Raw genomic sequence first — 11731 nt, 5'->3', positions numbered from 1 at the left:
GGTTAAGAGATGTTGAAGAGTGAAGCAAGTCGTTCTGTGATTATGATGACGGGAACAGAAAATATTGCCAGAAAAGTGGTATTCAAGGCACTCGGGCAATTGAAGGGAGCCGGGCTGACATTGGTAGAGCAGCAGGGAGAGACCTATCTGTTCGGTGACCGTAATGCAAGTTGCCAGGCGCAGCTGAGAGTGAACAATGCGGCATTTTACAAGCGGCTACTTACTGGTGGGAGTATAGCAGCAGGCGAGGCTTACATCGATGGCTGGTGGGACTCCCCAGATCTGACTCAGGTGGTTCGGGTGGTTGCCAAAAACATGACTGTACTTGAGCGGCTAGAAGCTAAGGTGAGCTGGTTGAGTGTGCTTAAGAATAAGTGGCTGCATCGTAAAAGGCGTAATAGTAAAGATTCCGCAAAGCAAAATATTTTGGCTCATTATGATCTAGGCAATGATTTCTACCGTACCTTTTTAGACACCAACATGCTTTATTCAGCAGCAATTTATGATGCAGAACACCAGGAGCTCTTTCAAGCCCAGATAAACAAAATGGACAGACTTTGTAGGAAGCTAAAGTTGTCATCATCAGATCATTTACTGGAAATCGGTACTGGTTGGGGATCATTGGCGATTCATGCTGCTAAGTATTACGGCTGTAAGGTTACGACCACCACAATCTCTGATGCTCAGCATCGATGGGCAAAAGACAGGATTGAGCAAGAAGGTCTATCCGATCAGATCACATTGTTGTTGAGTGACTACCGGGATCTCACGGGGCAATATGACAAGATTGTTTCGGTAGAAATGATAGAAGCGGTGGGTAAAGAATACCTGACGACTTATATCAAAAAATGCCAGTCATTACTTAAACCAAAAGGTTTATTGGCTATACAGGCTATTACGATTAACGACCAGCGTTATGACAGTTACAGCAAAGGGGTCGATTTTATTCAAAAATATATTTTCCCCGGCGGTTTTCTGCCATCGATTACAACCGTTGCCAACCAGATGACAGATCACAGTGATTTTGTTATTCGGGACATAAAAGATATTGGTATGGACTATGCCAAAACACTGTCAGATTGGCACCAAAATTTTAATACAAGCGTAGAGGCGCTGACTAAGCAGGGATTTGATGACAGGTTTGTGCGTATGTGGCGATTCTACCTTTGCTACTGCGAAGGGGGATTTTTAGAGCGAAGTATTAGTACGGTACAACTTGTTGCCAGCCGTGCAGGATGGCGTGAATAGATGCTATAAGCTAGCGGAGGCGCGTATGCCTACTCGTGAATTACTGATAGTAGGGCTTGGTTTCAATGTTTACTGGTTCTTGGCTGTGCTTGGACAAAGCCAGTTTGTATGGTTATTGGTGATTTTGTTGCTAACTAGCTGGTGGTTTTATCAAGGTGTATGGCGCTTTGCAGTGATGCTTGGAGCCTGCGGAGTGGTAATGGACGTCTTGCTAAACCAGTTAGGTATCTTTGAGTTTTATGGCGATGCATTTCCGTATTGGTTAGTTCTGCTGTGGCTCGGGTTTGGCTCGTTCGTTTGGATCATGAGGCAGGTCATTACCACCCATTCCCCTTACGCAATGATGTTATTAGGAGGTGTGGGGGGGATGATGAGCTATCTAGCTGGCTACCGCCTAGGAGCCGTAATGTGGCCGCTAGGAACCGAGATCACTGCGGTATGTGTTCTTGCATGTTGGTTATGTTTTTCGGCTTTGGCTCTAAAGCTACTGAATAAATACGCTAGGCAGTGGCAGGAGGAGATATGAGAGCGACAAAACAGATAACACTTCGTAGTCATAATGCCATGTTGATAGCAAGGCTGCTAACCCTATTACTGTTGTCGAGTGCAGTTAACGCTTACGCTTCAAGCCCTTGGCAAAGTTGGCCCGCCGTTGGTGATGCCCGGCTGACGTGGGGACCTTGGGTAATTTACGACTCTGAGTTAAGGACACCAACAGGTATATATAGAAATGATACTGAAGATCTGGCGTTGGTCATCAAGTATCAACGAAATATCGACAAGGAGGATCTTCTGGAAGCAACAGATGAACAATGGAAACACCTAGGTATACCCGTGGGCAAACGTCAGCAGTGGCTAAAACGCCTGGCGGAGATCTGGCCTGATGTACAAAAAGGTGATCGACTGATTTTTGTAGTTAAAAAAGGTAGCGGTGTTTTTTATCGGGATAATCGACAAATAGGCGTTTTGACTGATAAAGAGATGTCGATGTCATTTTTGCATATTTGGCTTTCGCCAAAAACCTCATATCCAAATATACGGCGTCAGCTAATCGGTAAAGCATAGACCGCTATATCTTATAGTTGATAGTTGATAGTTGGGAATGGCATATGTTGTTAACTCTGAAGCGGTTAGTGTTTTTTATATTTGTTATGTTGCTGCCAGGGTGCTCAACTTCAATTGACGAGTACCAAGGTACGTCTCCAGATTTTAAACTGTTTGAGTATTTTGACGGCACCGTCATGGCATGGGGGATGTTGCAGGACAGAAGCGGCCAACAAACCCGACGATTTGAAGTGAAAATAGAGGGGCGGGTTCAGGGTAATATTTTAACCCTTGAGGAAGACTTTATTTTTGATGACGGTGAGAAACAGCAGAGAACCTGGGTGATCACACGTCATAGCAATGGACAGTACACAGGGCAAGCAGATGATGTTGTCGGACAGGCAACCGGAAAAGTGGTTGGTAATGCACTGAACTGGCAGTATGTGCTGCGTGTCCCTGTTGATGATACTACGTATGATATTAGCCTTGATGACTGGATGTTTCGGCAGGATCAAAATCGGGTATTCAATATCGCAACAATGGCTAAGTGGGGCTTTACCGTAGGGACATTGACGTTGTTTTTTGAAAAACAGTACAAGGAGCCCGCTTTACTATAGGCGTACAGTAATCATCTCGTTATTTTACGCTTGAATTGTTGTTTTCTTTTATACATTTCAGCATCTGCTTTGTTCAGGAGCGATTGAATATCATATTCGTCAGCTTGATAGCGTTTAACAATGGCATAGCCAATAGATGCGGAGCAGACGATGTTTTCAACGCTTAGATTATCACCTATATGATTGAGCAGCCGATGATATAGGTGAGTGAATTCATCCTCATGGTCGAATGTTGATAGAAGAACAAATTCATCTCCTCCCAAGCGACCGACAAGATCTGTATGACGACTCAGCTGATTTAAGCGCTTTGCTGTTTCGACTAATACAAGATCACCAAAGATATGACCATATTGATCGTTGATCATTTTGAAGTCGTTGATATCAATGTAAAACAACGCAATCAAGCCGTCATTCTTGTCATAGTCGTTGAGCTCTAGTTGCAGTTTTTCGCAGAAAGCACGTCGATTATAGACGTTAGTTAGAAAGTCATAGGTAGCCGACTGCAATAACTCTTGCTCTATCTCGTGCTTTTCAAGCGTTACTGCACAGACCGATGCCGCCATCTCTAAAATTTCCAACTCGAATGGGGTCGGCCTTGCCGGTTTATGGCTATAAGTGGCAAATGTTCCCAACACTTTGTTCTTCGATGACAGGATAGGGACAGACCAGCAAGAGGCGAGGTTGGCCTTAAGGGTTAATGAACGGAAAGCTTCCCAGTTGTGGTGTTCATTGATGTTTTCAGTAATTACATTTCGTTTATGATAGGCAGCTGCGCCACATGAAGCACTTGTTGGCCCAATAGACATCCCCTCAATCGCCTGGTTATAAAACTCAGGCAAGTTAGGTGCATGAGCGCAATGCAATGTATTGGTTTTGGGGTTCAATAATCGAATCGATGTAAGACGGCCAGAGTAGATGTTCTCGGTTACATCAATGAGCTGCTCCAGCATTTCTTCTTTTTCTTGTCCAAGGGCAAGCATCCGCAAGATTTTGTTAAAAGCTCTGTGAGCATGAAGAAGTTCGTTTATCAAAATGCTTCCTTCTCAGGCTTATTTTTTATTAGATTTATTTTTAATAGTTATATTTATTATTTTATCGAATTAGCTGTCTTCGACAAATGTAAGGTGTCTAAAGTTTGACATTTGTTGTAAAAATGTGACTTCTATTAATATGTTGTTCAAATAAGGCTACGATTGATTAGCTAACCCCCCGTGACATAGCGACAATACGCTTTAGTATCCAGCGAAGTAGCAGCGGAATTTCTTCTACATTCTCTTCGTCGGTGTATTCAACCATAGCCAGTGCTACATCAGGTTTTGCATGACGTTTAAGCGCCCGCATAATGATTTTTTTCGGAGAGACAGGGCTATCATGTGGGATATTTGCTAGCCTGCGAAATAAGGGTTCATACCCGTTGAAAAAAAGGAAGTGCTCGATATCCCGGTTAGGAAGAAGGGTCAAACGGTGGCGTTCGGCATCAGCCCCCAATAAATGACGTACGGTATCCGCATATTTTTTCCCGGCCATATCGCCATCGGCGACGAGGTGCCATTCAATACCTAAGCTTCTGGCTACCTTAATCAATGGTCTTAAGCCGCTTTGGGCAAATTCAATAATCTGTACGCCTTCTGCTGCGAGGTTATAGCCGCAAATTCGGGCAAATTCATTAAATAGCCAAACCTCGGTTTCACCTTCGACTAATAACCAAGCACGGGCAAAAAGTGCATTGGGACGATGGAGACGAACATGAAACGCAACTCGCCTTTCTTCATCTCGACTCAGCTTGCTTGGCACAACAGAATAGACATGGGTTCGGTCCGGCTCGCGGATTAATTTTTTGATTGTATGTAGCGGAACGACAGAAGTGAGATCTGGACTGTTGGTGGTTAAGATCTTTTGCATTGGCATGTTCATCATAAACGTCCATGCCTGATGCAATATTGTAGGGTGTAGCCGGCCTTCTGGATCTTCAAGGATCATGATTGGACGGGAGATACGTTTTAACTCCACCGGGCCGCGAGCGCGGATAAAGGCATTGAGTAACCCCATGAGAACAAGCCGGCCTTGTTTGGTCATTTGAGGCTGGGTGAGCTGTTCCAAAGGGTTGACTGAATATTGGGCCTTGGTGGGGAAATGGACGCGGTTAAACTGTGACGAACGGTTATGTGGTGTGAACGCAAAGTAGTGATCCACCAACGTCCTTAAGGCATTAATACTGCTTTTGAGCTCATCAGAGCTAACGTGGCCCGGCCTTGTCATAAGGCGTTCACATGTATTTTCTAGCCGACGCTGAATACGCGCGCTTTCACTATTATCTCTTTCGCTATGGCCATTACCGTTGCCATTATTGGTAGATTCATTTCGTAGCCGACGGGCATCACGAATTCGAACAACAGGGTGCAATATCATCAGTTGGTGGGCGAGCTTATCACTATCAGCACAATCAATCAGTTGACCATTGTCGTTTAAAAAGCCGCGGTGATTGATGATTTTATCTTCTTTAACAATACTGTTGAGCTGATAGTAAAGATGTTTGATGCCGTCATTGCCTTCAATCCAAAGCGGGGAGAATCCTTTGTACTTGCGTGCTTTATATTCGCCAGCGAAGTCTTCTTTCCAATGGAGTACTATCTGCAATTGCGTCATCTTATTGTGACCGGCTGCGTAGTCGACATGAAAATCAGAAAATTTGAAATTATAAAATTTAGCATCAGGTGAGAGCGCAATACTTAAGGCATCAAGCAAGGATGATTTACCCCAGGCATTTTCCCCTATGAGTACTGTTAACTCGTCAAAGGTCAGTGATAGGCGTTTTATTCCCCTGAATCCAGATACTTCAATTCGCTTTAACTGCATAGTTCACCTCTAATATTTAGAGTACAGCACCTTTGCTGAGTATGTGCATGCAAAGGTCACAGATTGGTAAGAACTCATTGATTTCAAACACACAAACATCATTTTGTAGGGAAAGCTTGTTGTTATGAGGTCTGATTGATATAGTCCGAAAAATCAAATTTACCCTGCAATTGACTTAGTCTTCAACTGGTTAGGTGTGATTGAAATAGATATTATTACTGGAGATGTCAGATGGCAAAGATTATCCACTCGATGGTTCGTGTCCTTGATTTGGACAAATCATTAAAATTCTATAAAGAGGCACTCGATCTTGATATTGCCGAGCGGCTGGACTTTGAAGGCTTTAGTCTTGTCTACCTGCGTAATGAAGAAAATGACATGGAGCTTGAACTAACCTGGAATGAAGGAACAGAAGAAGCGTATACCCATGGTTCTGGTTATGGCCATATTGCAGTTGCTGTTGATGATTTAGAAGCTGAGCACGAGAAACTAACGGCATTAGGCTATGAGCCTGCCGAAGTGAAAGAGTTCTTCCGTGAAGGCCAGCTACTGGCGAAGTTCTTCTTTGTGCAAGATCCTGATGGCTATAAAATTGAATTCCTACAACGCCATGGTCGATATCAGTAATTAGAATATTGCCACCATTTTGCCTGCAGGATATAGGCGCTGGTGGTGGTTTGGGTTTATTGATCGATGCTTGTCGTTTTGTCGGTGAAATGATGGAAAGCCTTTCTCAGAAAAATTCCGCAGATGATCCCCAAGATCATGCAAAAGATAGCAATTGCACCGGCAGGTGAAAAGGAAGGTAGGGCGATTAATAACTGTGAGTCGTTGCCGCCAAGGGCCAGTGATGCGCCAATGCCCATGATCATCCCCGCACAGAGGTGAGCAATAACCTGGATTGGTCTCAATTCAAATTCATTGGTGGGGATCCGCTTTTTGGCACTGATCCCCATGCCGAAGACGAGGCCCAAAAGGATTAAATAGCGTTGTAATGATGGCCATTTTTCACTCTCTCCGTGAATGCTGGCGGCAGAAATATCTTTTAGTAGCTGGCTTGGTGACCATTCTGGAATTTGGTAAGTCAGAATACTGGCAATAACACCAAACAAGATAATGCCAAGTAAAATTGGCCTTCTTTGTTGGGGAATGCGAAACATGATTAAGGCTATGAGGATAAACAGGATCACGGTAACGGTAATCGATGGGCTTGCTATGGGGGCTAGTGGAACATAGTCAAAGCTCATAGGTATCGAAGCGAGAAAGCACCAGCCGAGGAGCCAGCCGATAACAGTGGCTAGCATATGGTAATGGCCTTTTGAAAGTTTAGAGATCGTAGAGATAGAGCAGCCTTTATTGATAGCTGCGCCAAATCCGAACAGTAGGCCGCCAAACACAAATGGAACACTAACGGAGTGGCGGTTCATCGCGAAGCTAATCTCGTCGTCTATGGCGCTGGGGGTGACAAGCCAGAACCAAAAGCCACAGCATAGGATTGTGGCAAGAAATCCCGGTCGTTTGGCGAGTAGTTCCTGAACGCCCCTGACCATACAAAGCCCTGTCCTTTGCGCGAGTATGCCGACTAAGCAGGCAAGGACGATAGGTAGAAGGTAGCTAAACATGGCATAGCCCTGTCATTCATTTGTAGTGATTATCTTCTAACTATAATACGTCTTCGCTGAACTGATTAGAGGCCGAATATCTATCACAAAAATGGTCCAAAATGTGAAAAACAAAATATCGTACCACTCATTCCATATCTTGTTTTATGTCACATTTTGAGTTTGAGTTAGAGAATGTGTCAGGAAATTATGTGATTTGAATCATATTGTATTATGATATGCCTTATACCGAACAAATGGAGAGCACCAAGCCTATATGACAATGCACCGCTCAGTGAAAATTACAATCGCCCATATCAATGACACACATTCACACTTTGAGCCTTCTTCAATATCATTAAGCTTGCCTGCAGAAGTATTGGATACGGAAACATCTGTCTACGCAAGTTGTGGTGGTTTTTCTCGTGTGTCTTCAGCGGTCAAAGATGTTCGAATGCAGGCGCATCTGAAAGGGCGTGAGTTTATGTTTGTTCATGCTGGTGATTGCTTTCAGGGGACATTGTTTTTTTCACTCTATAAAGGTTTGGCAAATGCAAGCTTGCTCAATGCGATAGGTGTTGAAGCCATGGCACTGGGTAATCACGAGCTGGATATGGGAAATGGTGTTGTTGCCGATTTTATGGATCGGGCCAATTTTCCTTTGTTGGTTGCTAACTGGGATTTTGCCGATGAAAACCAGCACAAACCCAATCCTCTCCGTGACAAGAATAATGTCTATGCGTTCGATAATACCACTGGCCACGGCCGTTTTATTGTTAAGGATGTCGAGGGAGAGCCAGTAGCGGTATTTGGTTTAGCCATTGAAAATATGGCAGGTATAGCGAATCCTGATCCTGATACCCATTTTTTGAGTGTTGTTGATGTAGCGAAGAAAACCATTACTGCAATTCATCAGCAGGGCATCAATAAAATTGTATTGTTAAGCCACCTTGGTTATGAGCGAGATTTAGAGCTGGCATCGCAGGTTGATGGGATAGGGGCCATTATTGGTGGTCATACTCATACCATGCAGGGAGATTTTTCCAATGTGGGTTACGGCGTCACAGATGAGTATGCCAGAGTCGTTAATGGCACCTGTGTGGTTCAAGCCGGTTGTAACGCTTTGGCGCTGGGGCAGCTTGAACTTGATTTCAACCCTGACGGTAGTGTTTCTAGTGCATCAGGCGTTAACCAGCTATTGCTTGGCCGACAGTTTACCGTCGATGCGACCCGGAGCGAGCACCTGGATGATAATAGCCATGATGCGGTTAAGCGGTATTTAAAGGCGCAAGCTAATGTACGTTTTTGTGCCAAAGATCCGATCATCGAAAATATCCTCAATACCGAGTACCGCCCTGATGTGCGTGAATTACAGACTCAGCACATTGCCGAAGCGGTAGAGCCTTTGCGCCATGTAAGGATCCCTGATCATAAAGGCGGTAGCCAGATTGCGCCGCTGGTGGTAGATAGTTTTGTTTGGCAAGGGCGTCAGCTCGGGCATGATGTTGATTTTGCAATCCATAATGCTGGTGGTGTAAGAGCCTCACTAAATCCTGGCCCTATCACATCAGCTGATATTGCAGGAAAACTGTTACCGTTTGCGATTGAGTTGATGGTGTATAAAGTCAAAGGAATACGTATCCGGGAAGCCCTGGAAGGTGCCATTAACAATGCCATTGATAATGGTGTGGAAGGAACAGGAAGCGGCAGTTTTCCGTATACGTCAAATTTAAGGTTTACTTATCGTTGTTGTGCATCTCCTGGTCAACGTATCGAAAACCTTCAGAGCTTCAAGTACGGGGACTGGGTTGATGTCGATGATGAAATGGTTTACACATCAGTCTCTTCTGGCTATACAGCCACGGGCAAAGAAGGTTACAGCGCATTGTTGGATTATGTGGTCGAACCACAGGCCTTGAACGTAACAATGGCAGATGCTTTTTCTGTCTATGCCCAAGAGATAGGTATGCTAACAGCACCTGAAGAGGCCTTAATTTCATATATTCCATGCGAATGCTCGCAAGTTATTGCGTCATAAAATGTGAATGTTTTTTGAGACAGTGAAATGAACAGTGATATGCAATACAAGCCTTTATTAAATCAACCACGAGTTAATAAAGCGGCGATAATTTTTGAACGTACAATTATCGCCATAGACTTACGATGTTTGGATTGAAATCAAATAATCGTGACGTTCCATGGCCAGAAAAAAATATATAAGCCAGTCAGGTTATTTGACTGTTATTGGATAAGCCATGAGTAATTTAAATAAAAAGCATTGGACTAAAACTCAACTACTAAGTGACGTTGTCACTAATAAGAACATTATCGTTAAAGGTCGACATAGCTACTATAGCGACTGTTGGGACGAAGGCTTTGAACGGTCGGTTGTACGCTACTTGTTAGGCGATGAGCAGACACAGGAGAGTACGCCTCGTTGGGAGGTCGATAAGCTTTACATTGGTGATTATGTCTGTATAGCTGCAGAAGTCGTCATTTTAATGGGGGGAAACCATAACCACCGGGTTGATTGGTTCTCACTGTACCCATTTATGGACAATATCGAAGAGTCCTATGTGGGTAAAGGTGATACCCATATTGGTGATGGCAGCTGGATTGGTATGCGGGCAATGATCATGCCCGGAGTGACAATTGGTGAAGGGGCTGTTGTTGCCGCAAACAGCGTTGTGACAAAAGATGTTGAACCCTACAGCATGGTGGGGGGTAATCCGGCCAAGCATATTAAGTATCGCTTTTCTCAGGACGTGATTAATAAGCTGATGTCGTTTGATATGTATAATTGGCCAGAAGATAAGTTTGAAGAATTAAAACCCTATTTGTGCAGTTCAGATTTATCGGCACTTGAGAAAGCAATTATAGATTATGATCGAGAGCGACAAAATAGTTAACTCCCATACTTTCTTGCTGTGTGGCTATATGCCTATTTAATGGAAATGGCTGTCAAAATATTGTATTTCCACACCAAAAGCGTCATGAAAGTGACGCTTTTTTCTTTGATTACTTGGCTAGATGATATATTTGGAAGCAAGTTAAAAATAATTCAGTCAATTAATAGAAAGAAGTGAAAAACAGCTAAAGACTTATTAATCTATGACGATAATAGGTTGTCAGGTTAAGCAATTGCGGGAGAGTAGAGATGAATCAGGACTGGATGGATATTGCCATGGTAACTGGGTGGATTTCAGCTTGGACAGTGTTGATCTACTTCATACCAGCTGTAGGCGTTTAACTTAGCTTTCTTAGTTCATGGCTCGGTAGATGAAAAAGCCGCGTCGCAACAACACGGCTTTTTACACATTAGAACTCTGCTTAGGCAGTAATTGCCTCAAGCTCCTCAGAGTTTGCCACTTCTTTTGCAAGGCGGTAGGCTGCTAAGTCTTCAATTGTCAGCACTGGCATATTGAATTTCTCACCGAACTTAATCACCTCTGGCAGGCGTGCCATTGTGCCATCTGGGTTTGTCAGTTCACAAAGTACACCATAAGGTTTTAAGCCTGAGAGGCGCATAAGGTCAATTGTAGCTTCAGTATGGCCACGACGAGCCAGTACACCTTCTGGGTTGGCCTTTAGCGGGAATACATGGCCTGGGCGGCTTAAATCTGCAGGCTTAGCATTGTCTGCGATGGCCGCTTTGATTGTTGTAACACGATCAGCGGCAGATACGCCGGTAGTGACACCTTTTGCTGCTTCAATTGTAACAGTGAAGCCAGTCTGGTTTGCGCTGGTATTATTTTCAACCATCATTGGTAGCTCAAGCTGCTGAACGCGCTCTTCTGTTAAACAGAGGCAAACAATACCCGAACATTCACGGATCATGATAGCCATTTGCTCTGGGGTAAGCGTTTCTGCTGCAAAAATGATGTCGCCTTCATTTTCTCGATCTTCATCGTCAACGACAAGAACACCGCGACCATTGCGGATTGCATCTAGGCCTGCTTCAACACGCTCAAACGGCGTACCAAAAGGGGATAGTAGAGACTGATTCATGGTAATAAATACTCCAAATAAAAAATATACCAGAATCAGGGCATGGAAAGTCAGCGTTTCAGCATTGCTGAAATAGCTTTACAGAAGATATAACAAAGCCAATGCCTGAGTAGCACTAACAATTGTATTGTAAAAGCATGAGGCAAAGTTGCCACCACTGATCCTCTTTCATCCGGACTATAACCGTCGGCTCTGGATTCATACCTATTTGGATAAGTATTGGACCAGATCTGCTGACCTTAACCAACCACTCAAAGAGTGGAGCCGTTAAGCGCTCGCGGGCTTTTCAAAAGGCAGCCATCTGCTATTTGAACTACCGCCGGTGGGGAATTTCGCCCCGCCCTGAGAATTCGAAGA

At 44.0% G+C, this 11731-nt stretch carries 11 protein-coding genes and 1 riboswitch; of the genes, 7 read left to right on the top strand and 4 right to left on the bottom strand.

Going from position 1 to position 11731, the window contains the following annotated elements:
- Nucleotides 1-9: 9 nt before the first annotated feature.
- From AC51G0_RS29660 to AC51G0_RS29645, 4 genes are read left to right on the top strand one after another with little or no spacing between them, the layout of a single operon-like run.
- Entirely contained in the window at nt 10-1248 is a 1239-nt protein-coding gene (locus AC51G0_RS29660; protein WP_496303115.1) for a class I SAM-dependent methyltransferase, read from the top strand.
- Nucleotides 1249-1273: 25 nt separating this feature from the next.
- A complete protein-coding gene (locus AC51G0_RS29655; protein ID WP_496303114.1) occupies nt 1274-1774 on the top strand; it encodes a DUF2878 domain-containing protein in 501 nt (166 codons plus the stop codon).
- Nucleotides 1771-2313 (top strand): chalcone isomerase family protein, encoded by a 543-nt coding sequence (locus tag AC51G0_RS29650; protein WP_496303113.1) that lies wholly within the window; start codon nt 1771-1773, stop codon nt 2311-2313. Before AC51G0_RS29655 ends, AC51G0_RS29650 begins: the two co-directional genes overlap by 4 nt.
- Before the next feature lie 44 nt (nt 2314-2357).
- Nucleotides 2358-2909, top strand: coding sequence for a DUF3833 domain-containing protein (locus AC51G0_RS29645; RefSeq protein WP_496303112.1), 552 nt, complete (start codon nt 2358-2360; stop codon nt 2907-2909).
- Between the two features lie 11 nt (nt 2910-2920).
- Here the strand turns inward: AC51G0_RS29645 and AC51G0_RS29640 are convergent, their stop codons facing one another.
- Nucleotides 2921-3940, bottom strand: a complete 1020-nt coding sequence (locus AC51G0_RS29640) for a sensor domain-containing diguanylate cyclase (protein WP_496303111.1) — start codon at nt 3938-3940, stop codon at nt 2921-2923.
- Nucleotides 3941-4106: 166 nt separating this feature from the next.
- Entirely contained in the window at nt 4107-5765 is a 1659-nt protein-coding gene (locus AC51G0_RS29635; RefSeq protein ID WP_496303110.1) for an ATP-dependent endonuclease, read from the bottom strand.
- 231 nt (nt 5766-5996) lie between these two features.
- On the opposite strand from AC51G0_RS29635, the gene AC51G0_RS29630 reads away from it, so the two are divergent.
- Nucleotides 5997-6392: a VOC family protein gene (locus AC51G0_RS29630; protein ID WP_496303109.1), complete on the top strand. Its 396-nt coding sequence runs from the start codon at nt 5997-5999 to the stop codon at nt 6390-6392.
- Between the two features lie 56 nt (nt 6393-6448).
- Here AC51G0_RS29630 and AC51G0_RS29625 read toward each other — a convergent pair whose 3' ends face one another.
- Entirely contained in the window at nt 6449-7387 is a 939-nt protein-coding gene (locus tag AC51G0_RS29625; protein WP_496303108.1) for a YeeE/YedE thiosulfate transporter family protein, read from the bottom strand.
- A 256-nt stretch (nt 7388-7643) separates the two neighbouring features.
- Here AC51G0_RS29625 and AC51G0_RS29620 point away from each other — a divergent pair, with 256 nt between their 5' ends.
- Nucleotides 7644-9404 carry a bifunctional metallophosphatase/5'-nucleotidase gene (locus AC51G0_RS29620; protein WP_496303107.1) on the top strand — a complete coding sequence of 587 codons (1761 nt, stop codon included), beginning with the start codon at nt 7644-7646 and terminating at the stop codon, nt 9402-9404.
- 217 nt (nt 9405-9621) lie between these two features.
- Nucleotides 9622-10275, top strand: coding sequence for a CatB-related O-acetyltransferase (locus AC51G0_RS29615; RefSeq protein WP_496303106.1), 654 nt, complete (start codon nt 9622-9624; stop codon nt 10273-10275).
- Between the two features lie 421 nt (nt 10276-10696).
- On the opposite strand, the gene ribB is transcribed toward AC51G0_RS29615, so the two are convergent.
- A complete protein-coding gene (gene ribB, locus AC51G0_RS29610) occupies nt 10697-11374 on the bottom strand; it encodes a 3,4-dihydroxy-2-butanone-4-phosphate synthase (RefSeq protein ID WP_496303105.1) in 678 nt (225 codons plus the stop codon).
- A 156-nt stretch (nt 11375-11530) separates the two neighbouring features.
- Nucleotides 11531-11728: riboswitch (FMN riboswitch) on the bottom strand.
- Nucleotides 11729-11731: the final 3 nt, after the last annotated feature.

This window comes from Photobacterium sp. HL06 (genome assembly GCF_059552575.1).
Note: the sequence above shows the minus strand (reverse complement) of the source record. Positions and strands in the feature narration are given on the sequence as shown.